This window comes from Embleya sp. NPDC020630 (genome assembly GCF_044334985.1).
In the GTDB taxonomy this organism is placed as follows: domain Bacteria; phylum Actinomycetota; class Actinomycetes; order Streptomycetales; family Streptomycetaceae; genus Embleya.
On record NZ_JBIRUB010000007.1, the window covers coordinates 462,687 to 488,417 of the forward strand.

General features: G+C 72.0%; 23 protein-coding genes. 9 read left to right on the forward strand and 14 right to left on the reverse strand.

Annotated features, from left to right (window positions below; genetic code table 11):
- Positions 1 to 80: 80 nt before the first annotated feature.
- The 6 genes from ACH4XV_RS25885 to ACH4XV_RS25910 all read right to left on the reverse strand — a co-directional run bounded on the left by ACH4XV_RS25885 (position 81) and on the right by ACH4XV_RS25910 (position 5,522).
- Entirely contained in the window at positions 81 to 854 is a 774-nt protein-coding gene (locus ACH4XV_RS25885) for a copper homeostasis protein CutC (RefSeq protein WP_395793711.1), read from the reverse strand.
- Between the two features lie 54 nt (positions 855 to 908).
- Complete coding sequence (locus ACH4XV_RS25890) at positions 909 to 1,892, reverse strand: asparaginase (RefSeq protein WP_395793775.1); 984 nt, start codon at positions 1,890 to 1,892, stop codon at positions 909 to 911.
- A 73-nt stretch (positions 1,893 to 1,965) separates the two neighbouring features.
- Positions 1,966 to 2,829, reverse strand: a complete 864-nt coding sequence (locus ACH4XV_RS25895) for an amino acid ABC transporter permease (RefSeq protein ID WP_078980329.1) — start codon at positions 2,827 to 2,829, stop codon at positions 1,966 to 1,968.
- A complete protein-coding gene (locus ACH4XV_RS25900) occupies positions 2,826 to 3,470 on the reverse strand; it encodes an amino acid ABC transporter permease (RefSeq protein WP_078980330.1) in 645 nt (214 codons plus the stop codon). Before ACH4XV_RS25900 ends, ACH4XV_RS25895 begins: the two co-directional genes overlap by 4 nt.
- 247 nt (positions 3,471 to 3,717) lie before the next feature.
- Positions 3,718 to 4,683 carry a glutamate ABC transporter substrate-binding protein gene (locus tag ACH4XV_RS25905; RefSeq protein WP_078980331.1) on the reverse strand — a complete coding sequence of 322 codons (966 nt, stop codon included), beginning with the start codon at positions 4,681 to 4,683 and terminating at the stop codon, positions 3,718 to 3,720.
- A 71-nt stretch (positions 4,684 to 4,754) separates the two neighbouring features.
- Positions 4,755 to 5,522 (reverse strand): amino acid ABC transporter ATP-binding protein, encoded by a 768-nt coding sequence (locus ACH4XV_RS25910; protein ID WP_380003703.1) that lies wholly within the window; start codon positions 5,520 to 5,522, stop codon positions 4,755 to 4,757.
- A 148-nt stretch (positions 5,523 to 5,670) separates the two neighbouring features.
- Here ACH4XV_RS25910 and ACH4XV_RS25915 point away from each other — a divergent pair, with 148 nt between their 5' ends.
- The 4 genes from ACH4XV_RS25915 to ACH4XV_RS25930 all read left to right on the forward strand — a co-directional run bounded on the left by ACH4XV_RS25915 (position 5,671) and on the right by ACH4XV_RS25930 (position 9,611).
- A complete protein-coding gene (locus ACH4XV_RS25915; protein WP_380003704.1) occupies positions 5,671 to 6,825 on the forward strand; it encodes an ROK family protein in 1,155 nt (384 codons plus the stop codon).
- 119 nt (positions 6,826 to 6,944) lie between these two features.
- Positions 6,945 to 7,589, forward strand: a complete 645-nt coding sequence (locus ACH4XV_RS25920; protein ID WP_395793714.1) for an isochorismatase family protein — start codon at positions 6,945 to 6,947, stop codon at positions 7,587 to 7,589.
- 105 nt (positions 7,590 to 7,694) lie between these two features.
- Positions 7,695 to 8,687 carry a sporulation protein gene (locus ACH4XV_RS25925; protein ID WP_395793716.1) on the forward strand — a complete coding sequence of 331 codons (993 nt, stop codon included), beginning with the start codon at positions 7,695 to 7,697 and terminating at the stop codon, positions 8,685 to 8,687.
- Between the two features lie 336 nt (positions 8,688 to 9,023).
- Positions 9,024 to 9,611 carry a LuxR C-terminal-related transcriptional regulator gene (locus tag ACH4XV_RS25930; RefSeq protein WP_380003707.1) on the forward strand — a complete coding sequence of 196 codons (588 nt, stop codon included), beginning with the start codon at positions 9,024 to 9,026 and terminating at the stop codon, positions 9,609 to 9,611.
- 82 nt (positions 9,612 to 9,693) lie between these two features.
- On the opposite strand, the gene ACH4XV_RS25935 is transcribed toward ACH4XV_RS25930, so the two are convergent.
- From ACH4XV_RS25935 to ACH4XV_RS25970, 8 genes are all read right to left on the reverse strand, one after another.
- Positions 9,694 to 11,433, reverse strand: a complete 1,740-nt coding sequence (locus tag ACH4XV_RS25935; protein WP_395793718.1) for an ABC transporter ATP-binding protein — start codon at positions 11,431 to 11,433, stop codon at positions 9,694 to 9,696.
- Complete coding sequence (locus ACH4XV_RS25940; protein WP_395793720.1) at positions 11,430 to 13,259, reverse strand: ABC transporter ATP-binding protein; 1,830 nt, start codon at positions 13,257 to 13,259, stop codon at positions 11,430 to 11,432. The genes ACH4XV_RS25935 and ACH4XV_RS25940 overlap by 4 nt, the downstream gene beginning before the upstream one ends.
- Positions 13,260 to 13,451: 192 nt before the next feature.
- Positions 13,452 to 13,583, reverse strand: coding sequence for a SapB/AmfS family lanthipeptide (locus ACH4XV_RS25945; RefSeq protein WP_380027352.1), 132 nt, complete (start codon positions 13,581 to 13,583; stop codon positions 13,452 to 13,454).
- Positions 13,584 to 13,679: 96 nt separating this feature from the next.
- On the reverse strand, positions 13,680 to 16,385 hold the full coding sequence (lanKC, locus tag ACH4XV_RS25950) for a class III lanthionine synthetase LanKC (RefSeq protein ID WP_395793723.1): 2,706 nt from the start codon (positions 16,383 to 16,385) through the stop codon (positions 13,680 to 13,682).
- A 572-nt stretch (positions 16,386 to 16,957) separates the two neighbouring features.
- On the reverse strand, positions 16,958 to 17,803 hold the full coding sequence (locus ACH4XV_RS25955) for a biotin-dependent carboxyltransferase family protein (protein WP_395793777.1): 846 nt from the start codon (positions 17,801 to 17,803) through the stop codon (positions 16,958 to 16,960).
- A 191-nt stretch (positions 17,804 to 17,994) separates the two neighbouring features.
- A complete protein-coding gene (locus ACH4XV_RS25960; RefSeq protein WP_395793725.1) occupies positions 17,995 to 18,612 on the reverse strand; it encodes an allophanate hydrolase subunit 1 in 618 nt (205 codons plus the stop codon).
- Positions 18,609 to 19,430 (reverse strand): LamB/YcsF family protein, encoded by an 822-nt coding sequence (locus ACH4XV_RS25965; protein WP_395793727.1) that lies wholly within the window; start codon positions 19,428 to 19,430, stop codon positions 18,609 to 18,611. The genes ACH4XV_RS25960 and ACH4XV_RS25965 overlap by 4 nt, the downstream gene beginning before the upstream one ends.
- A complete protein-coding gene (locus ACH4XV_RS25970; RefSeq protein WP_395793729.1) occupies positions 19,427 to 20,149 on the reverse strand; it encodes a GntR family transcriptional regulator in 723 nt (240 codons plus the stop codon). The genes ACH4XV_RS25965 and ACH4XV_RS25970 overlap by 4 nt, the downstream gene beginning before the upstream one ends.
- Before the next feature lie 158 nt (positions 20,150 to 20,307).
- On the opposite strand from ACH4XV_RS25970, the gene ACH4XV_RS25975 reads away from it, so the two are divergent.
- The 5 genes from ACH4XV_RS25975 to ACH4XV_RS25995 all read left to right on the forward strand — a co-directional run bounded on the left by ACH4XV_RS25975 (position 20,308) and on the right by ACH4XV_RS25995 (position 24,839).
- A complete protein-coding gene (locus ACH4XV_RS25975) occupies positions 20,308 to 21,051 on the forward strand; it encodes a DUF969 domain-containing protein (protein ID WP_395793731.1) in 744 nt (247 codons plus the stop codon).
- Positions 21,048 to 22,016 (forward strand): DUF979 domain-containing protein, encoded by a 969-nt coding sequence (locus tag ACH4XV_RS25980; RefSeq protein WP_078980341.1) that lies wholly within the window; start codon positions 21,048 to 21,050, stop codon positions 22,014 to 22,016. The genes ACH4XV_RS25975 and ACH4XV_RS25980 overlap by 4 nt, the downstream gene beginning before the upstream one ends.
- Positions 22,017 to 22,162: 146 nt before the next feature.
- Positions 22,163 to 22,813 carry a pyroglutamyl-peptidase I gene (pcp, locus tag ACH4XV_RS25985; protein WP_395793733.1) on the forward strand — a complete coding sequence of 217 codons (651 nt, stop codon included), beginning with the start codon at positions 22,163 to 22,165 and terminating at the stop codon, positions 22,811 to 22,813.
- Positions 22,814 to 23,122: 309 nt separating this feature from the next.
- On the forward strand, positions 23,123 to 23,755 hold the full coding sequence (locus ACH4XV_RS25990; protein ID WP_395793735.1) for a hypothetical protein: 633 nt from the start codon (positions 23,123 to 23,125) through the stop codon (positions 23,753 to 23,755).
- Positions 23,756 to 24,170: 415 nt separating this feature from the next.
- A complete protein-coding gene (locus tag ACH4XV_RS25995; RefSeq protein ID WP_395793737.1) occupies positions 24,171 to 24,839 on the forward strand; it encodes a class F sortase in 669 nt (222 codons plus the stop codon).
- Positions 24,840 to 25,731: the final 892 nt, after the last annotated feature.

Below are 25,731 nucleotides of genomic sequence, written 5' to 3' on the forward strand. Positions count from 1 at the left end.
TCACCAGTACCGACCCGCCCCGAGGCACAAACTCATCGGTGTCGGGGGAGGGATTCGACTTCGGGTCCGGAGGTGCCCGGTCAGCCCTTGCGGGCGGCGTCCAGCACGTCGCGGATGCCGTCGGCGGAGGTCACCCGGCGGGCGTATTCCGGTTGGCGCAGCGCGCCGCCCATGTACGGGTGCGGGTTGCGGTGCGTGGCGGGGCTCTCCAGGATCGCGCCCGCCGCGAAGTGCACCTCGTGCGCGCCGGTGGCGGCCAGTACCCGGTCGATGTTGCGCGCGGTGATGCCGCCGCCGGGCATCACCACGATCCGGCCGGCCGCCTGGGTGACCAGGCGGGCGATCAGCGGCGCGCCCTCCAGCACGCTGCTGTCCTGGCCCGAGGTCAGCACCCGGTCGATGCCCAGCTCGATCAGCTCCTCCAGGGCCGCGTGCGGGTCGCGGGTCATGTCGAAGGCGCGGTGGAAGGTGACGGACAGGTCGCCGGCCGCGGCCAGCAACGCCTCGATCACCGGACGGTCCAGGTCGCCCTCGGGGGTCAGCGCGCCGATCACCACACCCTGCGCACCGGCGGCCCGGATCGCCTCGACGTCCCGACGCATCGCGGCGGCCTCGTATTCGTCGTAGACGAAGTCGCCCCCGCGCGGACGCACGATCACATGGACCCGGATCGCCTCGACGGCGGCCAGGGTGGTCTCGATCAGGCCCAGGCTCGGCGTGATGCCGCCCTCGAACAGGTCCGCGCACAGCTCGACGCGCTGCGCACCCACACGTTCCGCGGCGAGCGCCCCCGGCACGTCGTCGATGCAGATCTCGAATGCGGGCGCGGGGGTGGGGCCGGCGTTGACGGTCATGACGCGAACTCCTGATGGTGCGAAGGGGGGTGGGTTGGGGCGGCGTACGGTGCGCTATGCCAGGTGGGATGTCACGCGGACCTCGCCGACCGGCAGGCCGCCGCCGAGGACCGGTACGGTCGTCCATTCGTGGGCCGCCGAGACGTCCACGCCGAGCGTGTGCAGTGCGGCCAGCGCCAGCGCGGTGGTGGCCCGGGGGCTGCCGTCGATCACCTTGACCGCGACCGCGTGTCCGGCGGTGGTCGCCGCCGCGAACACGCCCTCGGCGCCGCCCTTGACCAGGACGCCCGGGAGCAGCCGCATCACCTCGGTGTTGGCCTGCCCGTCCCCGCCGACGTACGCCGGGTGTTCGCGCATCGCCTTGGCCACCACGCGCCCGGGCCCGGTGGTCGCGGTGGCCAACGCGCGTACGCCCCGGGCGAGTCCGGTCAGAGTCATCGCGAACACCGGTGCGCCGCAGCCGTCCACGGCGGTGTGCGCGACCGACTCGCCGGCCAGTTCCTCGATGCCCTCGCGGACCAGCACCTGGAGCGGATGCCCAGGGTCGAGGTAGCCCTCGGTCGGCCACCCCGACGCGACGCAGGCCGCCAGCATCGCGGCGTGCTTGCCCGAGCAGTTCATCCGCTCGCGGGTGTTCTCCTCGCCGCGCGCGATCATCTCCCGATACGTGTTCTCGTCCTCCGGACGATCGGGCGGACACCCCAGCGCGTCGAAGGTCAGCCCCGAGCGGGTCAGGATGTCCTCGACCGCGTCCACGTGGAAGTCCTGCCCGGTGTGGCTGCCCGCCGCGATCGCCACGTGCGCCCCGGACAGCGGCGCGCCCGCCCGCAGGCAGGCCAGCGCCTGGAACGGCTTGGCCGAGGAGCGCGGTACCACCGGCTCGTTCGGCACGCCCAGTTCCAGCGCCGGCCGGCCGTCCGGCGCGAGTGCGACCAGGCTGCCGAAGTGCCGGCTCTCCACGAACCCGGACCGCACCACCTCGGCGAGTTCGGCGTAGCGCGTGGTCGATTCGTGGGGCACGGTGTCCTCCGGTCGCATGGGGTCCTCCGGGATGGGCCGAGCGGTGCGGCCGTCGAACAGGGAAGTCGTCACAGGGGTCGGCTCGTTGCCGTCACAGCGGTTGGTCCGCCGCCGCCTTGGCCCGGACCAGTGTGCGCAGCCGGCGTCGGCCGACGGAGCGGAAACCCTGCCGGGCCTCCAGGGTGCGGGCCAGCTTGGACAACGACGCGTTGAGCACGATGTAGACCAGCGCGATGATGATGTAGGTCTGGATCAGCAGCCGGTTGTAGGTGGCCAACACCCGCCCGCTGTACAGCAGTTCCGAGTAGCTGACGATGAAGCCGAGCGAGGTGTCCTTGAGCAGCCCGACGGACTGGCTGACCAGCGACGGCAACAACCGGCGGACCGCCTGCGGCAGCACGATCAGCCGCATCGTCTGACCGTCGGTCAGCCCGACGGCGAGCCCCGCCTCGCGCTGCCCACGATCCAGGGACAGGATGCCCGCCCGGAAGATCTCCGCGAACACCGCCGACGCGGACACCGAGAGCGGCAGGACCAACTTCCAGAACAGCGGCAGGTCCACGCCGTAGTGCGGCAGTCCGAACAGCACCAGGTAGACCAGGAGCAGCACCGGAACCGTGCGCATCACCTCGATGTACACGGTGGCCGACCAGCGCAGCGCCCGCTGCCGGGACAACCGGCCCAGGGCGAGCACGATGCCGCCGACCACGGACAGCGCGGTGGCCACGGCGGCGGCCCGGACGGTGGCCCACAACCCTTCCAGCAGATACCGCCACATCGGCCAGGTGGTGTACGGCCGCCACTTGTCCGCGTCCAACTGGCCGTGATCGGCGAACCGCTTCACGGCCACGGCGAGCAGCGCGGCCACCGCGACGCCGACCACGATCGTGGCGATCCGCATCCGGCGCCGCGCGATGGGGCCGGGTTCGTCGAACAACACTCGGGACGCGCTCATCGAACGATCGCCACCTTCCGCTCGATCATGCCGGTGACGATCCCCGCCGTGGCGCAGATGAGCATGTAGCCGATGCCCGCGCCGACGAACACGGGGATGGGTTGCGCCTCCATGAGGTTGACCCGGTTGGCGGCGGAGGTCAGTTCGACCACGCCGACGGCGGCGGCGAGCGAGGTGTTCATGGTCAGCGCGATGAAGATGTTGCCGATCGGCTGCACCACGCCGCGCAGCGCCTGCGGCAGGATCACAAGGCGCAACGACTGACCGAACGTCAGCCCCAGGGCCCGGGCCGCCTCGGCCTGGCCGATCGAGACGGTGTTGATCCCCGAGCGCACCGCCTCGGCGATGTAGGCCGCCTCGTAGAGCGCGATCACGATCACCGCCGTGGTGAACAGCGGGAAGATCACCCCGACTTCGGGCAGGCCGAAGACGAACAGCACGAGCAGGACCAGGAGCGGGGTGTTCTGGAAGGTCTCCACGTACACGGTGCCCACGCCGCGCAGGGCGGCGACGGGGGACACCCGCATGGCGGCCACCACGACGCCGATCAGCAGCGCGCCGAGGAAGGAGAGCGCGGTGAGTTCGAGCGTGGTGACGATGCCGTCGGTGAAGGCGGAGAGATGTCGCAGCACGACATCCATCGGCGAGGACCTTTCGCGAGGGGATGGGCGGGGACGAGTCCGGGGGAGGCGCGGCGAGCGGGGCTCGGCGGGGGCGCGCGGCGGGCCGGGCGGACCCAGGGCTGAGGGCTCCGGCGCGAAGGCGGCGGAGGGCGGCGACGGCCGGGAGAGCCGAGGGAGCCTGGACAGCCGGGAAGGCCGGGAGCGCCGGGAGTGCGGGCAAGGCGGTGAGGGTCGGGAGGGCGGCACGCCCTCCCGACCCCGGGGCTCAGGAGCCGGGGACGCCCCCGATCGCGGGCGGCGTCGGCGGGTTGCCCTCGACGACCGTGCCGAGCGTCTGCTTCCAGACCGTCTGCCACGAACCGTCCTGGCCGATCTTGCGCAGCCAGTCGTTGACGAACGTCTTGAACGCGGCGTCGTCCTTCTTCAGGCCGATGCCGTACGGGTCGGAGGTGAACGGCTCGCCCACGACGGTGGTGTCGGGGTTCTGCTTCACGTCGGCCACCAGCAACGCCTGGTCCTGCACGTACGCGTCGCCCCGGCCCTGGCGCAGTGCCGTCACGCACTCGGGGTCGCTGCCGAAGGTGACCACCTTCGCGTCCGGCGCGACCTGCTTGATCGCGGCGATCGCGGGCGTGTTGGCGCCGGCGATCACGGTCTTGCCGTTCAGGTCGGCGGGCGTCTTGATCCCGCTCGCGCCCTTCTTGGTCAGGATGGCCTGGCCGGAGGAGTAGTACGGGCCCGCGAAGGCGACCTGCTCGGCCCGCTTCGGGGTGATCGTGTACGTCTGGAAGACCACGTCGACGGTGCCGTTCTGCAGCAACGCCTCACGGGTCTCGGTGGCCGAACTGACGATCTTCACCTCGGGCTTGCCGATGATGTACTTGGCCAGCAGTCGGCCCATCTCGGCGTCGAACCCGTCGGTCTTGCCGGATATCGGGTTGAGCTGCGACCACAGCGGCGCGTCCTGGGAGCCGCCGACGATCAGGTAGCCGCGCTCCTTGATCTTGGCCATCGTGGAGCCGGGCAGGATCGCGGCGTCGGGCGCGCCCTCGGCCTTCTTGGCGACGTCCTCCCCGGCCGGCTTGCCGCCGGGGACGGCGTCGGACGAGGAGTCGCTGGAACAGGCGGCCAGCACGCTCAGGGACAACGCGGCCAAAACGGCCGGAACGGCGGTACGCAGCCGACGCGATGACGCGCCGGAGCGCGGGCGACGCAGGGGGAAGCCGGACATCGGGGCCTTCCTTTGCAGCTAGGCAGGGGTACAGAGGGGACGGGACGGACGGGCCGGGCGGAGCGCGGGCGTCAGTGGCTGAGCACCTTGGACAGGAAGTCGCGGGCGCGGTCGGTGGTGGGGGCGGTGAAGAAGGTGTCGGGCGTGCCGACCTCGACGATCTGACCGTCCGCCATGAACACGACGCGGTCGGCGGCCCGGCGGGCGAAGCCCATCTCGTGCGTGACCACGACCATGGTCATGCCCTCGCGGGCCAGGTCGACCATGACGTCCAGGACCTCGTTGACCATCTCCGGGTCGAGCGCGCTGGTCGGTTCGTCGAACAACATCACCTTGGGCTGCATGGCCAGCGCCCGGGCGATGGCGGCCCGCTGCTGCTGGCCGCCGGAGAGCTGGGCCGGGTAGTGGTCGGCCTTGTCGGCGATGCCGACGCGGTCCAGCAACTCCCGGGCCCGGCGCTCCGCGTCGGCGGCGGACAGACCCTTGACCCGGGTCGGGCCGAGGGTGACGTTCTGCAGCACGGTCTTGTGTGCGAACAGGTTGAACTGCTGGAAGACCATGCCCACTTCGGTGCGCAGCCGGGCCAAGGCCCGACCCTCGGCGGGCAGTTCCTCGCCGTCCAGCAGGACCACGCCCGAGTCGACGTTCTCCAGCCGGTTCAGGCAGCGGCACAGCGTCGATTTGCCCGCGCCGGACGGGCCGATCAGGACGACGACTTCACCGGCCGCGACGGTCAGGTCCACGTCGGTCAGCACGCGGACCGCGCCGAACGACTTGTTGATGGCCCGCGCCTCGACCATGGGCGTCACTACGGCGGAAGAAGGCGACGCGGGCTTCATCAACGCTCCATCTTTGTTCGGAATCGAAGTTTCAGGTGACAGTAGAAGCGAAATTCGAATAAAGTCAATGCCTTGCTGGTTATTACGGGGTGTGCTATTCCTGTCACTGCCGTACCGCAGCAGGTGTGCCTCGAACGGGAGTGGAACGTTGGGTGGAAGCGCGGGTGACCTGGTGCGACTGGTGGCCAAGGGGCACGGTCGATCCCGGGCGGAACTCGCCCGGCTGAGCGGCATGGCACCGTCGAGCGTGTCGCTGCGCGTCGAGGAGCTGATAGAGGCCGGCCTGCTCCGCGAGGACGGCGAGGGCGCCTCCCGAGGCGGCCGCCGGCCGCGGCAGTTGCGCCTGCACGAGAACGCGGGCGTCGTGGTCGCCGTCGACGTCGGCACCCACCACGTGCGCATGGCGGTGCTCGACCTGGCCGGCCGGGTGCTCCTGGAACACGAACTCCCGGGCGAGATCGCCGAAGGCCCCGAGCGGGTGATCGAACGACTCCTGGACAACCTGCGCATGACGCTGCGTCAGGCCGAGGTCGAGCACCTGCCGCTGCTGGGCGTCGGCATCGGCATGCCCGGACCCGTCGACCCCGGCGAGGCCAAGGTGGTCGCCCCGTCCCGGATGCCCGGCTGGAACGACTTCCCGATCGGCCGCCGGATGAGCGAACTGCTCGGCGTACGCGTGGTGGTGGAGAACGACGCCAATCTGATGGCGGTCGGCGAACACCGCTACGGCTGGCCGGACCGGGACAACCTGATGGCGGTCAAGGCCGGCACCGGCATCGGCTGCGGCATCATCGTCTCCGGCCGACTGCATCGCGGACGCGGCGCCGCCGGCGACATCAGCCACGTCCCCGTACACGTGCCCGAGCCGGTCACCTGCTCGTGCGGCCACTCCGACTGCCTGGAGGCGCACGCCAGCGGCGCGGCGCTGCGCCGCATACTGCGCGCGCAGGGCATCGAGGTCACCTCCTCGCGCCACCTGGTCGAACTGGTCAACGACGGCGTGCCGGAGGCGACCACGCTGGTCCGCAACGCGGGCCGGCTGGCCGGGCAGGTGCTGGTTCCGCTGGTGAACTTCTTCAACCCCGACGTGCTCGTCCTGGGCGGCGGCCTGTCCGCCGCCGAGCCGTTCGTGGCCGCCGTACGCGGGGCGATCTACGAGCGCTGCCTCCCGCTGGCCACCCGCGACCTGGAGATCGCCACGGCGGTCACCGGCCGGGACGCGTGCATGCTGGGCGCGGGCAGCCTGGTCCTGGACGAGGTGCTCGCGAGCGAGTGGGTGGACGACACACTGGCGGCGCGCTGACTCCGGCTCCGGCTCCGGCTGTGTCCCGGGAACGGATCTTCTCAACCTTGAGATATAGAGCTACTGTGGCGTCCGTCAATTCAACGCCATATGCAGACGGTGTCGAGGAGGTCCGCGTCATGGGCTACCAGGTGAGTACCGTCGATCCGGCGCGCACCGCGCTGATCGTCGTCGACGTGCAGCACGACTTCATCTCTCCCGGCGCGCCGCTGGAATCGCCCGCCGGGCGCGCCATGTTGCCCACCCTCGCCGGCCTGCTCGACCTGTGTCGCAAGGCCGGGATCATGGTCGTCTACACCGCGCACGTACACCGCGCCGACGGCTCCGACCGGGGGCGCTACGGCGACCTGTACCCGCCGATCGCGTCGGGCGAGGCGCTGGTCGACGGCACACCCGGGAGCGAGATCCACCCCGACGTGGCGCCCGCCGAGGGCGAGGTGGTGGTCAAGAAGCACCGCTACAGCGGATTCCACGGCACCGATCTGGACATGCTTCTGCGCGGTCGGGGCATCACCACGGTCGCGGTGACCGGCGTGACCACCGAGGACTGCGTGCACGCCACCGCCCGGGACGCGATGTTCCGCGACTACTGGACGCTGGTGATCGCCGACGCCTGCGCCACCTACGACCACCCCGACCTGGGCTGGGGCGCGATGTCGGCCGAGGAGGTGCACCGCGCGGCGCTGGTGGTGCTGGCCCAGTCCACGGCCGACGTGGTCACCTCGGAGCAGTTCGCCGAACGGGTGCGCGAGGCGGGCGTGTAGGCCCTCTCGGAGTGCTGTGATTAAAAAGTTGCGCAAGTACGCAACTATCGGAGCTTCGTGCGCGTTCCTATCTGCGACCGCACATCTCCGAAAGGAAAGCACCAGATGGTGTTCAACCGTGTTCTCGATGCCATCGGCGTGGGCGCCCCCGACGTACGGACGACGTTGTCGACGCCCGTGACCCGGCCCGGTGAAACCCTCCGGGGCCGGGTCACCGTCGTCGGCGGCAGCCGCCCGGCCGAGGTCGGCGGCGTGACGTTGTCCCTGGTCCTGTCGACGGCCGCCGGCATCGGGCGTCCCGCCGGCGCGGGCGAGGGCCCCATCCCGTTCGCCGACGCCGTGGTGAGCGGCCCGCTGCGGCTGGCCGCGCGGGAGGAGCGGGAGTTGCCTTTCTCGTTCCCCGTGCCCTGGGAAGCGCCGTTCACCACCATCGCGGGACAACGTCTGGCGAACCCGGCGGTGGGGCTGCGCACGCTGATGGCCCTGGACGGTCGTCGCCGGCGGCACGCCGCCGACGCGGTCGACATCGAGCCGCTGCCGGTGCAACAGCGGGTCCTGGAGGCGGCGTTGGCGCTCGGCTTCACCTTCAGGGACGCCGATCCGACGATGGGTCGGTTCGGCGCCGAGCAGGACCTGCCGTTCCGCCAGGAGGTCGCGTTCCACGCTGCCCCGCGCTACGCCGACAGGTGCGGGGAGGTGGCGTTGTCCTTCCGCTCCACCCCGAGCGCCACCCACGTCTCGGTGCGTGTGGGCCCGCGCGGCGAAACGTTCGGCCTGGGCCCGGGTCTGGGCGTCGACACCGGCACCCGCCTCGACCACACCGACCTGAGCAAGGACCTCGCGGGCACCGTGGACACCTGGATCCGGCGCGCCGTCGAGGAGTACGCGGCACGTACCCCCCACGGCGGTTCGTCGTACGACGCGATGCGGCCGAGCCCCTGGGTGCACACCGGCGGCGAGGCCGGATCACGGGCCGGCGCGCGCGGCGGCGGCTCCGGCCTGGGTGGGATGGTCGGCGGCATGGCGACCGGCGCGGCGGCGGGCTTCCTGGGCGGCATGCTCGCGGAGGAGGTCTTCGGCGACGACGACGATGACTGAGCCCTGAGTCTGAGCCCCGAGCTTGAGCCCCCGGCCTGAGCCCCGAGCCCGAGCCCCGAGCCGACGCCGGCCTCGGCCTCGGCGGCCGACTCCTCGGCGCGCAAGCCCCGTATACCCCGGCCGGCGATGGCGCGGGCGGCATGTCCGAAGTCCTTCGAACCCTCGGTTGATAGCGGCCCGGCTCGATCATGGTTCGACAGGAGACGAGAACCCGAGATCTGAATGTCGCATTAAAGAATCATCCGATTACAGGTAGTGCTGAGACTCTCGGGATGGGGTACCTATCGACGTGCTTGGCGGGCACCTCAGGCGCGTCGGCACAGACTGGGGGCGGACATGATCAGGGTTCTCTTGGTGCACGACACGGAGTTGATGAGATCGGCACTGACCGCGCTGCTCGATCGGGAGGAGGACATCGAGGTGGTCGCCGAGAGTTGGGAGAGCGCTCCCGACCGGGCCCGCGCCCAACGTCCGCACGTATGCGTGGTGGACGTGGACTGTCCCGGCGCATCCCGTTTACCGAGTCGTCCCGTCGACCGGGACTGCGCATTGCTGGTACTGGCCACCACCGCGCGCCCGGGCAGCCTGCGCCGGGCGGCGGAAGCCAAGGCGCTGGGCTTCGTGGACAAGGACGCCCAACCGCTGCAACTGCCGCGCGCGATAAGACTGATGGCCAATGGCCGCCGCTACGTGGACGGTACGCTCGCGCTCGACCTGCTGCGCGCCGCGACCGCACCGCTGACGCCCCGCGAACTGGGGGTGCTCTCGCTCGCCGCGAAGGGCGCCTCGGCCCCGGAGATCGCCCGCAGCCTGCGGCTGAGCATCGGGACGGTACGGAACTACATGTGCGCGATCACCCGCAAGACCGGTGCCCGCAACCGGATCGACGCGATCCGCATCTCGCGCGACGCCGGGTGGGTCTAGGGTCCGTTTTCCTTATGGCGGACCTGGCGGGGCCATGCCTCCCGGCCCCGCACGCCGCCGCCCCCGGAACCCGGACGGCCGATCAGATGCGTTCCGCGTGCCAGTGGCCGACCAGGTCGCGGTACAGCGGTGACCGGTCCAGGAGTTCCCGATGCGTCCCGCACACCGCGTGCGCCCCGTCCAGCACCAGGATCCGGTCGGCCCGATGCGCCGAACTGATTCGGTGTGCCACCACGATCAGCGTCCCGGGCCGTTCGGCGAAGGCCCGTTCGGCCCGATCCTCCGCCGCCGGATCCAGATGGCAGGTGGCCTCGTCCAGGAGCACCAGGGGCGCGGGTGACAGGTGCGCCCGGCCGAGCGCGAGCAACTGGCGCTCGCCCTGGGACAGGGAGGCGGGGTCCACCGGCGCGTCGAAGCCGCCCAGCCGGTGGACCAGGGGCAGCAGACCGACCTCGGCCGCGGTCGTGGTCAGCGCGGCGGGCGACGCGCCGTCCGGGCACAGGTACAGCAGGTTCTCCCGGACGCTGCCGGTGAACACGTACGCCTGCTGCGGGATGAGCACACGCCGGCGGGAGGGTTCGGCGGCGATCGGCGCGACCGGTCGCCCCGCCACCCGGATCTCGCCCCGGTCGGGTTCGAGCAGGCCGGCGATCAGCGCGGTCAGCGTCGACTTGCCGATCCCGCTGGGGCCGACCACCACGAGGTGCTCGCCGGGTTCGATGGTCAGATCCAGGTCGCGCAGGACCGGCTGGGCGGTCGGACCGTACGCGAAGGTGAGCCCGCGTATCTCGACTCGGGCGGGGGCGCCGCGTTCGGCCGAAGGGTGGTCCGCTTCGACAACCGGCGAGCCCTGCAAGGCACTTCGCGGCCCGGAGGTCAGTCGATCGAGAACCACCAGCAGCCGCGTGCCCGCCGCGCCGAGCGCGTTCATCAGGGTGTGCAGGGCCGGCAGCAGGGCCTGGGTCAGGTAGGTCAGCGCGCCCAGCAGGGCTCCGGCGGTCAACCCCTGCCGCAACAACCAGGGCGCGGTGACCAGGAGCAGCAGCACCGGCAACTGCCCGGCCACGCCCAGCGCGACGGTACGGGCCGCGGCCCATCGGGCCAGGACCCGAGCCGCCCGGGCCTCGGCCTCGATCAGGGCATGCGTCCGAGCCGCGACCGACTCCCCGGCGCCCGCGGCCACCACGTCGCGCAGCCCCTCGGCGACCGCGCCGAGCTGCGTCGACAACGCCTCGTCGGCGTCGAGGAACACCCGCTGCCGGGCCGCCATCGGCGCCAGCGTGGCCAGGAACAAGGCCAGGCCGATTACCAGCGGGGGCAGCACCACGATCAGCAACTCCGGAGCCAGCGCGCCGAGTCCGAGCAGCACGCCGAGCAGGGTGAAGACGAACGAGCGGGCCACCAGGACCAGTCCGGCGAAGCTGTCCCGGGCGAGTTCGGTCTGATTGGTCAACCGCGACACCACCGCGCCGTCCGCCGCACGCGACGGGGCCTCGATCGCCTCGGTCAGGGCCCGGTCGGCCACCCGGCGGATCAGCCCGTCGCGCAACGGCTCGACCAGGTCGGCCAGTCCGCGAAACACCCCGCCGGTGGCCGCGCCGCCGCAGATCACCGCCACCGCCGCGACCGCCAGCCAGGCGAGGCCGATGCCGGTGTGGCCGGTCAGGAAACCGTGGTCGAGCGCCATCGCCACGCCGTAGCCGCCGACGAAGGTCTGCGCCGATTCCAGGAGGGACCATGCGCCGAGCCGGACCAGCACTCGCTTGCGTCGGGCCAGGAAACGCCGGGCCAGGGCGGGCACCCCGGAACGCTCCTCGGTCACCTGCCCTCCCAGGTCGAATCCCCATCCCCGGTCGGGCCATACTTCGATGTCCCGGTCGAATCCCGGGTCGAACCGGGCCCCGGCGACGCGTCGTCCGGCTCGGCGGCGACGAACACCGCCCGGTAATCGGGCTCTTCCCACAACCGCTCGTGTGTTCCGACCGCGCGCACCCGGCCCGCCTCCAGCCACGCGACCAGATCGGCCCGGGCCGCCGAGGACACCCGGTGGGCGATCAGCAGCCGGGTACCCGCGCGGACGTCGTGGACCAGGGCCCGATCCACCCGCAGTTCGGTGACGCTGTCCAGGCTGGAGGTCGCGTCGTCCAGCACCAGCAACCGGCCCGCGTGCGCGAAGGCGCGGGCCAGGCCCAGGCGTTGCAGTTCGCCGCCGGACAACGGCGCGCCCGCGCGCGGCGCGGCGTACCCGCCGGGCAGCAGGCGGATGAAGGTGTCCGCGCCGGCCGCGGCGGCGGCGGCCTCGATCCCGGCGGGCTGCGGTCGGTAGGGCCCGAAGGCGATGCCGTCGGCGATCGTCTCGCCGAACAGGGCGGGCCGTTCGAAGGCGTAGCCGACCTCGCGGCGCAACCGCGCCGGATCGATCTCGGTCAGCGGCACGCCGTCGAGCAGCACCACGCCGGCGTCCACGTCGCACAACCGCCCGGCGACCGCGGCGAGTGTCGACTTGCCCGCGCCGGAACGCCCGACCACGGCCATGGTGGTGCCGCCGGGCACGACCAGATCCACGCCGCGCAACACCGGCTCGCCGCCCCGGAGCACGGTGACCCCGCACAGCTCGAGCCGCCCGGGACCGTACGCCGGCAACGCTCGGGTGCCCTGCCGCATCGGCGGGATCGCGAGCAGTTCGGCGGTGCGCCGCGCGGCCGAACGGCTGCGCACCAGCGCGTCGAGGCCGCCGACCGCCACGCCCAGCCCGGCGGCGAGCGCGGTGTAGCGCGAGGCGGCGAGCAGTTCGCCCACGGTCAGGTGCCCGTCGGCCAGCCGTACGCCGCCGACCGCGAGCACCGCCGTGCTCAGCAGCGGGACCAGGATGCCCGCACCCGCCATGGCCCGCCCGTACACCTGCCACATCCGCCGCCCCTGCGCGTTCAGCCGAGGCAACGGATCGAGGATGCGCCCGAGTTCGCGGGCCGATCCGCCGGCTGCGGCGATGCTGCGGGCGCCGCCCAGGCCCTCGACCAGTCGGGTGGCGATCTCGCCCTGGACCTTCTGGTAGCCGGAGACGCTCTCCGAGGAACCGCGGGCGAAGGCACGCAACAGCCAGATCAGCAGCGGTACACCGGCCAGGAACACCGCGAGCAGCCACGGGTCGATAACGCCCAGAGCGACCAGACCGCCGATCGGGACGAACAGCGCGGCCAGTCCCGCGGCGGCGGTGGTCGGCGCGGTGCTCGCCTCGGCCACGTTGCCGGTGAGTCGGGTGACCAGATCGCCCGAGGCGTGTTCGCCGGCCCGGTGCGGGGCGAGCGAGAGCAGGTGATCCACGCCGAGTCGGCGCAACCAGGCGGCACTTCGGGCGGTGACGACCCCGCCGAGCAGGGCCTCCAGGGCGGTGCAGACGATCTCGGCGACGATCAGCACCGCGCACAGGACGACCGCGCCGTGCAGGCCGTCGGCGTCGTCGAGCAGCAGGTCGAGGGTGTGGCCCAGCAGGGCCGGGAGCACGATCGCCACACCGGCGGCGACCGCGCTGCACAGGAAGACGGCCGCGGTGCGACCCGGGCTGTGGCGCACGGCGCCGGCCAGCAGATGGGCGGTCCCGGGGGGCGCCGCCGATGCGCCGTCGGGGGTGCGGTCCGTGGCGGCCATGCCGGCGCGGTTCCTCGCTTTCGTCGCTGGGGTGTTGGGGGTGTTGGGGGTGTTGGGGGCATCGGGGTGCGGGGATACTGCACGAACGGCGGTCCCGGGCGGAATGCCGCCGCCCGGGACCGCTGTCGACTCGTCCTGGCTACCTCGGGGTGCTCAGAGGCATGCTCGAAGCCTCCCGAAGAGAGTCAGAGGTCAGTGGCACTGAAGCAGGCTCAGGCTGCTGTTGCCACACAGCAGGAGGCTCACGTTGCTGTCGCCGCCGTGGCCGCCGCCGCCGAGCTCGGTCTCCTCCGCCGCCATCGTCTGCAGGTCGAGAAGTGCCATGGTGATCATTCCTCTCGGTAGTGGAACGGTATGGTGCCGCGACCCGCCCGAAGGGTGGGCCGATTCTGCCTCGGTCCGCGAAGAACGGGACCGGCTTCAGGGCCGCCGAGGCGGCGGGAGGAAGGGCAGGTGCACGGGATGGTCGTGCAGGGAGCTGCCCAGTGCGAGCAGGCAACCGGCGGTGCCGGTGCCCAGGTCCATGGAGAGCCGCATCATCTGGTCGCCGGCGAAGGCGAGTTCGCCCCGGTAGGGGATCGCGCCCCAGGAGAGCGTGTCGGTCAGCCGACGCAGGTCGGCGGCACGGGTGTCGGGTGTGTTGGGCGTGTCGGGTTCGTCGGCGGTGGTGCGGCTCAGGTGGAGGATCATCCCCGCGGTACCCCGGAACAGGCCGGGGTGGGCGTAGAACCGGGCTCGGGCGGCACGGGCGATCTCCAGCCGGGCGGCGGCGAATTGCTCGTCGGGCCGGTGCGCGAGGTAGTCGTCGAGGACCATGGCGATGCCGACGCTGCCGGCGCCGAGGTAGGGCATCGTACGGCGGCCCTCGCTCACGTGCAGGGCGCCGCCGATGGCGACCACACAGCGGGCCAGGTCACTGCGCAGCGCGTCCGCGGCGGCGTCCAACAGGCCCGGGTCGCGCAGCCGTTCGTACAGGCGCAGGAAGAGGAGAGCACCGCCGGTGGCACCGTACAGGAGGCCGGCTCGGGTCGGCGGGGGGCCGGTGCGGATCCGGTCGGCGACCTGTTCGGCCCAGGCCGACGCCCGGTCGTGCAGGGCGTGTTCGCCGGTGGTGCGGGCGAGGTCGTCCAGGGCGAGGCCCAGTCCGGCCAGTCCGCTGTGCAGGTCCACGCCGAGGCCGTGCCGGTTCTGACCGAGGATCAGGTCGACCAGGTCGAGGGCGCGATCGCGGTGACCCAGGCGCTCCATCATCCAGGCCACGCCGGACAGGCCGTCGTAGAAGCCGGGCGGGTTGCCGGCGGGCGGGTTCTTGGTCGCGCGCAACAGCCATTCCTCACCCGCCGGGTGGCGTTCGGCGCCGGTCTCGGCCAGCGCGTACAGCACGCCGGCGGCCCCGGAGCCGAGGCACGCGCCGCCGCCCGGGACGGCGAACTGGGCGATGTCGCCCGGGTAGCAGCGGTCCTCGCGGTCGGGGGTGGCGGACAGGATGATCGCCCGGGCCATCGAGTCGCGGCTGCGCGGCCAGTCGGCGGGGTCTACGGGGAGGTAGCTGTCGGAGGCGGTGGGCGAACTGTTGGGCGTGGTGGTCCCCACCCGGTTCGGCTCAGGGGTCGGGGCGTTGGCGCGGGCGTGTTCGGGCTTGGGGATGTCGGCGCGGGCGTGCTCGGGGGGCATACCGGATTCGCGTTCGGGCGCCGGGTCGTACCCGCGCAGGATCTCCTCGACCGCCGGGTCCAGCCAGCCGGCCGGGATCGGGAACTCCGCGAGCGCGACCTGGGCCAGGTGCCGGGCCTTGTTCCGGTCCACCGCGAACAGGCTGGTGAGCGGCAGGAACAGGGCGATCCGCAGACAGGCGAGCGCATAGCGGTCGATGTCGAAGCCGCGTCGGTCGGCGGGCGCCACGAAGCCGGGGCTGGCAACCACCTGACGACGCGTGTCGTCGTCGATGGCGGCGGTCTCGAAGTCGAGGAGTGTGACCGACTGTTCGTCCTCGGGGATCATGATGTTGAACAGGTGCAGGTCGTTGAAGACCACGCCCCGCGCGTGGATCGCCTCGACGGCGTCGGCCACGAGGCCGTAGATCCGCATGGCCCACGCGGTGTAGTCGGCCAGGGACTCCGGCGTGGGGTCGGTCACGATCAGCGGGTGGCGGAGCGCGAAGAGGGTGTTCAGCGGGCGGCCCTCGACGAACTCCAGCACCAGGAACCGGTGATCGCCCAGGGTGAACCAGTCGCGCACCTCGGGTGTGCAGGCCAGTCCGCTCAACCGGCGCAGGGCGTCGCGCTCGCGTTCGAGGCGGGTGACCGCGTCCGCGCCGTCGGCGCCCAGTCCGGCGTGCGGGCGGGCCTCCTTGAGGACGACCTGCTCGTCGGTGCGCGGATCCCGGCCCAGATAGACCCCGCCGCCGTTGGAGAAGTGCAGCGCGCGCTCGATCCGGTACGGGAGTTCGCCGACCGTGGTCGCGGTGCGGGCGGCCAGGTGGGGCTCCAGGAACGCGGGCAGGTCCAGCCACGGCGGTACCTGGAACGAGGGTTCGCGCCGGTCCGGGACGAGCGTGCCGGTGTCGTCCTCGATCGCCGGACACAACTCGCCGCGCGCGTCACGGCAGTTGCGCTCGGTGAAGCTGCCGTAGCGCAGGAACACCGGCCCCTCGCCCCAGCGCAGATCGCTCAGGATGTACGGCCCCGGCTCGCCGGCCAGACGGGCGGACAGCTCCTCCGCGACCACGCGACACCGCTCGTCGTCGGCGGGGTAGACGGTGACGAACTTGCCGCTGGCCGCGCGGTCGGCGTACTTGCCGTTGCGGTTGTGCAGCAGATACGGGCTCGGCATGCACTTGAACGCGATGCCGCGCGGGATGCAGTAGTCCCAGACGACGGTCAACACCCGCTCGGCGTTGGCGTGTACGGCGGAGATGTGGATCTTCCAACCCTGCTCCGGCAGTTCACACGGATCGGGCCGAAACGCGAGCCAGTCACCGGAGGGATTGCGCAGCCAGCCGTCGGGGAGTTCGCGGTTCAGCGTGGCGTAGTGCGTGGCCAGGCCGGCGTCGTCCGCGCGGAGCCGATACGGCGCGTCGTAGAACAGCCGATCGGCGTCGCAGAAAACCGCGTATCCCTGATTCATCGCACTCCTATTCCCTCCGGAAGCCCGGGTGCCAACCGGAACACTGCCGGCGCCCCGAGGCCGCCGAAAGTCGCATTCGTCATCAATGCGGAGTGAGGAATTCATGGGTGAGGGTGTGATGAACTCATGGACAAATCGGGCGATCTGCTGGGTGGGTGGGGGTGATGTGCAAGCGGCTGGGCCGGGCCGCGAAGGCGAGCTCGGGGCTGCTACCGGCGAGTAGGCGTCCGAGTGGGGAGTGGGGTGGAGGTGGGGAGGGGGTGGGGATGTGGCGACGGCGGGGGTGGGGCGCGCCGGTGGTGGCGGGGGCGCCGTGACGGTGCTGCGGTGCGCTGCGGTGCTGCGACGCGGCGGTTGGGCGGGCGGGGGCGTTATCCACGAACCGGGGGCACCGTCCGAGGCCGGGTCGAGTCCGCCGGCGGCCTCCCCGAGCGGGTCGGGTGCTTGCGGTGGGGGTTGCGTCTCGGTCGGGTCGTGCCGGTGCGGGTGGGTGGGGCCGGGTTTGGGTGGTCTTTGGGTGGCCCGTTTGTTGGGGGCTTTTTGGGGTGGGAACGGCCGCGTGGGGTTGGGGTTCAGTGGGTGGTGGGGGTGAACCTGACCGGGGTGCCCGGGGTTGCTTGGGCGGCGGCGGGTAGGTGTTCCTCTGGGACGACGCCGATCACCGGGTAGCCGCCGGTGACCGGGTGGTCGGCCAGGAACAGGACCGGGCGGCCGTCGGGTGGGACCTGTACCGCGCCCAGCACCATGCCCTCGCTGGGGAGTTCGTCGGTGCGCGCCCAGGTCAGGGCGGGGCCGTCGGTGCGTAGTCCGATTCGGTTGCTTGCCGAGGCCACGGTGTAGTGGGCGGCGCCGAGGGAGTTTCGGGCGGCTTCGGTGAACCAGTCCTGCCGGGGGCCGAGCACCAGGGGGAGTACCAGTTCGGTGGGCGGGCCCGATCGGCGGTGGACGTCCGCGCCCGGTGGGGCGGGGCCGGTGGGCTCGCCGAGCGGGAGCAGGTCGCCGTCCGCGAGTGGGGACGGGCCGAGTCCGGACAGGAGGTCGGTGGATCGGCTGCCCAGGACCGGTTCGACCGCCACGCCGCCGGCGAGTGCCACGTAGGTGCGCAGGCCGGCGGTGGCCGGGCCGACCTCGAGGACGGCGCCGGCCGGTACCCGGATCGCCGCGCCCCAGGCGACGGGGCGACCGGCGACGCGGACCGGGCAGGGTGCGCCGACCACCGCGGCCACGGTGGTTCGGCGCACCCGCACGGCGGTGCCCGTCAGAGTGGTCTCCAGGGTTGCCGCCTCGGGGGGATTGCCGACCAGGCGATTGGCGAGGCGGTGGGCCGGCTGATCGAGCGCGCCCGAGCGTGGTACGCCCAGGTGTGCGAAGCCGATTCGCCCCAGGTCCTGGACGGTGGTGAGCGCGCCGGCTCGCATCACCTCGATCGTGCGTGATGCGTCACTCACGTGGGTGACCCGAGGCCCCTCCGACCCCGGATCGCGCTGCACCGCCTCACCGCGACCGGCCTCCCGCCGGCGAGCCTCGCCCCGACCCGCCTCGCCCCGGCGCGGCTTGTCCCGCCCCGCCCGGCTCGCCTCGGCCCCGCCCACGCCGCCCCGTCCCGTGCTCACGGCCCCACCGCCACGAAGCGGACGCGGACACCGGGAGCGAACAGGGCCGCCGGCTCGCGGTCGGCGTCCCACAGGACCGCGTCGGTGCTGCCGACCAGTTGCCAGCCGCCGGGCGACGAGCGCGGATATACGCCCGCGTACTCCCCGGCGAAGCCCACCGAGCCGACCGGGACCGCGGTGCGCGGGGTGGCCCGGCGGGCCAGGTGATAGCGCTCGGGCAGGCCGGTCAGATACCCGAAACCGGGCGCGAAGCCGCAGAACGCCACCCGGAAGGTGATCGCCCCGACGATCTCGGGGATGCGCTCGACCGGCTCGCGCCACAGTTCGGCGATCTCGGCCAGGTCCGGCCCGTCGTAGCGGACCGCGATCTCGATGTGCTCGCCCGCCTCCGGCGACAGCGGCGGGATGCGCCAGCCCGTGACGTCCGCGGCCAGCGCGACGGGGTCGGCGAGCCCGTCGAGCAGGACCGTGCGGGCCGCCGGGACGATCTCCCGGACGGCCGGCAGCGTACCCGCCGTGCGCCGCCGCAGCAGTTCGGCGTGCAGTGCCTCGGCCCGGTCGGCCGTGTCCACCTCCAGGAGCAGTGCGTGTCGGCCCACCGGCAAGGTCCTCACGCGAACGGCTCCAGGGACACATCGGCGGCCAGCAGCGCGCGGCGGACCCGCAGCGCCGACTCGGCCGCGCCCGGGGTGTCGCCGTGCAGGCACAGCGACCGGGCCGAGACGGCGACCCGCTCTCCAGTGATGGCGACGACGGCGCCCTCACGCGCCATCGTCAACGAGCGGGCCACGACCCGGTCGCCGTCGTGAACGACGGCACCGGGTTCCGCGCGTGGCACCAGGGTGCCCCGCGCGGTGTATGCGCGGTCCGCGAACGCCTCGGGTACACAAGGCAGTTCGGCGGACTCGGCGGCTTCGAGCAGGCGCGAGCCCGGCAGCCCCAGGACCGGCAACGCGCCGCCGGCCAGGAGTACGCCGGCCACCACCGCGCCGGCCTGGTCGGCATCCCACACGGTGCGGTTGTACAGCGCCCCGTGCGGCTTGACATAGGACACGCGCGAACCGGCGGCGCGCGCGAACACCCCCAACGCGCCGATCTGGTAGGCGACTTCGGCGGCCAATTCGGCGGCGGGCACGTCCATCGCCCGGCGCCCGAAGCCGGCCAGGTCGCGGTAGGAGACCTGCGCGCCGATCCGCACACCGCGCTCGGCGGCCAGCTCGCACACCCGGCGCATGGTGACCGGATCCCCGGCATGGAAGCCGCACGCGACGTTGGCACTGGTGACCACGGAGAGCAACGCCTCGTCGTCGGTGAGCTGCCACCGCCCGAAGCCCTCGCCGAGATCGGCGTTGAGGTCGATCACGACGGAGCCCGAGTCCAGGTTCGAATCCGAGCCCTTGCCCGTCGGGGCCGCGTCGGCGTTCACGCTCATGCGCCGTCCATTCGCATCGCGGTGCAGATCATCTCGCACGCGTCGTCGAGATACCGGTCCAGAACCACCTTCGCGCCGTCGAAGTCGCCGCCCGCGAGCAGGTCCACGATCTCCCGGTTGCGCCGCAGAAACGGTTCGTGCAGCGCTCTCGCCGAGGGCATCGCCAGGAAGGCCAGGCGCAGTTCGGCGATCAGGCGGGTCATGTACTCGTCGAGCCGCGGACTGCCCGCGAGCGCCACCAGGGCCCGGTGGAAACGCAGGTCGGCGGTGCCCACCTCGGCCCAGTCACCCGCCTCGGCCGCCGCCTCGCCGCCCGCGACCGCGGCGTGCAGGGCCGCGATCCGCTCCGGCGCCGCCGTACAGACCGCCCGCAGGCCGGTGCCTTCGAGGGCGCGTCGGACGGCGTAGATGTCGGTCACGTCGTCGGGGTCGAGCATCCGGACGAAGACGCCCCGGTTCATCTCGTGCACCACCAGGCGATTGTCGACCAGCGTGCGGAACGCCTCGCGCAGCGTGTTGCGGGAGACGCCGAGGGCGGCGCCCAGGGCCTGTTCGGAGAGTCGGGTGCCGGGTGGCAGGGCGCCCTCGGCGATCCGATCCCGCAACACCTCCGCGACGCGCTGCGCGGTGCCGGCGCGACCGAGGAGGTCGCGGTCGGCGGCCAGACGGCCGAGTGTATCGTCGCCGGAAGTCCGGGCAAGGTCGACATCTTGGGTCATACGGTGGATTCCCCCAGAGTGCGACGAGCGGTGCGGGAGGAGTACACCAATTTCCCGCGCCGTTCACAAGGTCTTGTGGGATTGTTCAACAATAGCCTAGCCTCCTCGGCACCTCCTCGTCCCCACTGTTCGAGGACCCGAGCGTGGAAGGCTGCGCAATGATTGTGCTCCTCGGCGTCCTACTGGTGATCGTAGGGTTCGCCACCCGACGCAACCCCCTGTTGGTGGTCGGTGTCTCCGGTGTGGCCACCGGCCTGCTGGGCGACCTGTCGCCGCGTGAAGTGCTGGCCGCCTTCGGCAACGGCTTCGCGTCCAGTCGCGGCGTGACGATCTTCGCCATCACCCTGCCCGTCATCGGGCTCCTGGAACGCAACGGCCTCCAGGAACAGGCCCGTACGCTGATCGCGCGCTTCGGCAAGTTGACCACCGGCCGCTTCCTGGTGCTCTACCTGGGGCTGCGCCAAATCACCGCCGCCGTGGGCCTGGTCAGCCTGGGCGGCCCGGCCCAGACGGTACGCCCGCTCGTGGTGCCGATGGCCGAGGGCGCCGCCGAGCGCAGCCACGGCCCGCTGCCCGAGAAGACGCGCGAGAAGATCCGCTCGCACTCGGCGGGCGCGGACAACGTCGGCCTGTTCTTCGGTGAGGACTGCTTCCTGGCGGTCGGCTCCATCCTGCTGATCACGGGCTTCGTGAACACCACATACCACCAGCACATCGAGCCGCTGCACGTGGCGCTGTGGGCGATCCCCACCGCCGTCTTCGCGTTCCTCATCCACGGCGCCCGACTGCTGCGCCTGGACCGCACGTTGGCCCGCGACTTCGCCGCGGCGCCGGCCGGTGCGCGGGCCGTCCCCGCCATGGCGTCCGCCGTCGACTCCGCCGCCGAGGGGAAGCTCAAGTGATCAAGGTCGAATGGTTCTTCTGGCTGGTCGGCGCCGTCTTCCTGGTGATGGCCGCGCAGATGCTGGTGGATCGCAGCAATCCCAAGCGCTTCGGCAGCGCCGCGTTCTGGGGCCTGCTCGGCGCGGGTTTCATCTACAGCACCCGGGTCGTGGAGAAGACCTCTCCGGCCGAACCGCTGGGCGTGGCCGTGCTGGTGATGGTCTGTCTGGCCGGCTTCGGCTTCACCGGCAAGGGCACCGTGCCCACCACCAGCCGTGAGCAGCGGGTCGCCATCGCGTCCCGGCTCGGCAGCCGCATCTTCATCCCGGCGCTGACCATCCCGGTGGTGGCGATGGTGTGCGCGGTGTTCGTGAAGAAGTGGCACATCGGCACCGAACCGGTGCTGCAGAAGGGCAGCGAGACCATCCTCGGACTCGGCGTCGGCGCGATCGTCGCGCTTGTCGTGGGCATGCTGGTGGTCCGCGAGAAGCGGATCAGCGTCCCCGTGCACGAGGGCCGGTCGATGCTGGAGGCGATGGGCTGGGCGCTGCTGCTGCCCCAACTGCTGGCCACGCTCGGCTCGATCTTCCAGGTGTCGGGCGTCGGCAAGCAGGTCGGCGTGATCACCTCGAAAGTGTTGCCGGACGGCAAGATCTACGTCGCGGTGATCGTGTACTGCCTGGGCATGTTCCTGTTCACCATGATCATGGGCAACGCCTTCGCCGCCTTCCCGGTGATGACCGCGGCGATCGGCTGGCCGGTACTGGTGGTCGAGGGCGGCGGCGACCCGGCCGTGGTGCTCGCGCTCGGGATGCTCGCCGGCTTCTGCGGCACGCTGTGCACACCGATGGCGGCCAACTTCAACATCGTGCCCGCGGCGTTGCTCGGGCTCAAGGACCAATACGGGCCGATCAAGGCGCAGTTGCCGACGGCGGGTGCGCTGCTTGTGGTCAACATCGGCATCATGTCGGCTTTCGCGTTCTGACCTCGCGTTCCAAGGTTTCGCGTTCCGAACTCGCATTTCGACGCTTCGCGTTCCGGCTTTGCGATTCGTTCTCGCGTTTTGTTCTCGTGTTCCGATCGGGCGCTTTCGTCACCCGCTTTGCTCCGCCGTTCCAGGAGGCATCACCAATGACCCGCGTACTCCTCACCGGATTCGACACCTTCGCCGGCGAGGCGAGCAATCCGTCGTGGGAGGCGGTGCGACTGGTGGCGGCGAAGCCCGGGGCCGCGGCGGACCTGGAGGTGACGGCGGTGCGGTTGTCCTGTGTATATGGGACCGCCCTCGACGAACTGCGGTCCGCCGTGGAGCGGGTCGACCCGGACCTGGTGGTGTGCGTGGGCCAGGCCGGCGGCCGGCCGGACGTCACCGTGGAGCGGATCGCGATCAACGTCGACGATGCCCGCATCCCGGACAACGCCGGCCGGCAGCCGATCGACGTGCCCATCGTCGAGACCGGGCCCGCCGCCTACTTCGCCGGCCTGCCGATCAAGGCGTGCGTCGCGGCGGCGCGCGCGGCGGGTGTACCGGCGTCGGTGTCCTCGACTGCGGGCACCTTCGTCTGCAACCACGTGTTCTACGGCCTGATGCACCTGATCGCCACCGAACGCCCCACCACCCGGGGCGGCTTCGTACACGTCCCCTTCGCCTCCGAACAGGTGGCCGACCGCGCCGTCGCCTCGCTCCCGCTGCCCGCCATCGCCGACGCGCTGCGGGCGATCGTGACCACCGCCGCCACCCGTACCACCGACATCACCGCCCAGGGCGGAAGCACCCACTGACGCTTCCGGACCCGAGCCGTTGCGGCGTCATTCCACACACGGGGGTGGGATGCCGCCGCGAGGGCTCGGGCCGGGCACGCACGCGGGTCACCCGTTCGGGTAGGCGGGGGCGGAAATGTGTGACCGGTTCGTCGGGGCCGTGGGGGCGGGGGAACCGGGAATCCCATGCTTACGGAGCGTGGCTGTTCAACCCCATCTCGGGTGATTTCGGCGTGCGCGAGGGTATCCGCCCGGCTTACCTGGAAGTCGCGAGCACGGCTGTCCCAGCGGTAGGCCGCTACCGCGTCCGCGCTCGCCGGAGGTTCCATCATGCGTTCGATCCACAGGCTGCTCGGCCCGCCGCTGCTCGGCGCGAGTCTCGCCCTGGCCGCCCCGGCGCTCGCCTACGCCGCCGCCCCTGCCTCGTCCCAGAGCAATCCGGCGGAGTGCGCAAAGGCGGTCGCCGACGCCGCGAAGGCGCAACTGGCGTACGACGCGGCCGTCGCCGACTACGGCAAGGACACCGCCGCGACCGCCGGCCGACCCGACAAGTCCCACCAGGACCAACTCGAACGCGCCAAGAACGAAATGACCACCACCGCGTCGAACGCCGCCAAGCAATGCCCGGACGCCAAGGCCGCAGATGCCAAGGGTGCAGATGCCAAGGGCGCGGATGCCAAGGGTGCGGATGCCAAGGGTGCGGATGCCAAGGCCGCCGATGGCAAGGGCGCGGATGGCAAGGGCGCGGATGGCAAGGCCGAGTCGGCGCACGACAACGCCCCCGGCCACGAGGACGCACACGCCGCAGCGCCCTCGGGCAGCATGCACACCGGCGCGGGCGGTACGTCCGACGGCTCCGGCGACGCCGACACCGACACCGACATCGCCCTCGGCGCAGGCATGTTCGCCGCCGGCGCGGGCCTGATCGTGCTGCACCGCCGCCGCAACGCAGGCAACCCCTGACCCCCACGCACCAAGTGCCCGCGCCGCCCGACCCACATCGGCGACGCGGGCACTCGGACGGCCGCGGACGAGGGGGTGTGGCCCGCGCTCGGGTCGGAAGGGCGGGTGCGATCAATGATGCTTCGCGCGCTTGCCGCCAAGGGCCCGCGCGACCAGCGATGCCTTGCCCATGCGACTCGGCGGGCCGCGCCGGCGACGGTGCCCTACTCACCCGGCACCGGATCGCTGGACTCGGTGCCATCGAGAGTGCGCAGCCCACCTTGTAGTGCCTGTGCGGCGGCGCGGCTTGGGCGCCGACGGTGCGTCACCCCACCTGCGCCCCGTCGACCGCGGATCACCCACCCACGTCAGTGAGGACGTCCAAAAGGCCCGGGGTCGATGTCGACCCACCTCGATCGCGGTGACGGGAGGTTTTGTGGAGCCAGAGGTCGCGGCCGAGGAGCGTGCGGCGAAGCGGGGAATCGGGCCGGTCGGGGCGGGGGTGGTGGCGATGTGTCTGGGGGTCGCGCTGCTCGTCAACGGCACCGGGACCCCGGGGCCGCCGCCGCAGCCCGGTGTCGCGGACGTGTACCCGGACGAGGCCCGACCCGCGCCGCACGATCCGCCGCCGCTCGCCCCGCTGCCCGCCGCCGCGCCGACCCGTGTGCGGATCCCGGCCATCGGCGTGGACGCCCCGCTGACCGGCCTGGACCTGGAGAGCGGCGGCAGGCTCGCGGCCCCGCCCACCGACGAGCCCAACCTCGCGGGCTGGTATCGAAAGGGCACGCCGCCCGGCGCCGGCGGCACCGCGATCGTGGCCGGACACGTGGACACCGACCAGGGCCCGGCCGTCTTCTACCACCTCGGGGCGCTGCATCGCGGCAACACGGTCGAGGTCGATCGCGCCGACGGCGGCACCGCGGTCTTCACGATCGACGCGATCGAGGTCTACCGCGCCGAGCACTTCCCCAACCGACGCGTGTACGGCGCCACCAAGACAGCGGAACTCCGCCTGATCACCTGCGGCGGCGGCTTCGACCAAACCACCCGGCGCTACGTGGGCAACGTAGTCGCCTTCGCCCACCTCACCAGCCACCACACATAACCGCCGACAGGGAGGGACCACGCCCGCCGACGGGGCGCCGCCCGGTGATCCCTCGCGGCGGTGGTTCGACCCGGCCGAGCAGCGCTGGTCGGGCCGCGTGACGGCCTACGCCCCTCACCGACCGCCACGGGTGTAGCCGCCGGCGGGGAGGGGAGCACGGTCCGTCGATGGAGTGCCGTCCGGTGATTCCTCGCGGCGGTGGTTCGACCCGGCGGAGCAGCGTTGCTGGGCCGCGTAATGCGCTCGCCCCCTCGCCTGCGACCACGCGCAGTCGGCGGTGGTGGGGTTATGGAGTTTCCTGCCGGCGCGGTGATGCCCCAAGGGTCACGTGCTGCGGCGGCTTCGAGCGTTCGGCAGGGCTACCTGGCCATGTGGTGGCGCCCGCACGCGCCTTGTCGGGCGGCGGGTGAGCCACCAGCGAGGGGCGGGGATCGAATCCGTCGACGGGGCGGTGTCCCGATGGCCACCTTGGGCGGTTGCGTCGACCGGGCCACAGCGTTGCTTGGGAATGTGGTGGCCTTGGCCCATGTCGCCGGCCGCCATGTGTAGCGCCGGCTGGGTTGTGGTGGGGCATTCGTTGGCGCAGCGACGTCGCCCTGACATCACCTGCAGCGGTGGGTTGGAGTTGGGCCCGGTCGAACAGCGCTTCCGCTGCCTGGGACGTGGGATGGCGTTTTGCGCACCTGACCGGGCGGCGTGCGGGTTGATCCTCGACAGGGCAGCGCTCCGACGGCCGACCTTGGCGGCGGTCCCAATCCCGCCGTCAGCGCTGCCTGGGCAATATGTCGTGGCGTTGCCGGTCTCACCGGGCGCTGCGCGGAACTGCCGCAGGCAATGGCCTTGAACGTGCTTGGGCTGTGGCAACGCGGTTGGTCTCCAGCGGCGGGCCTGG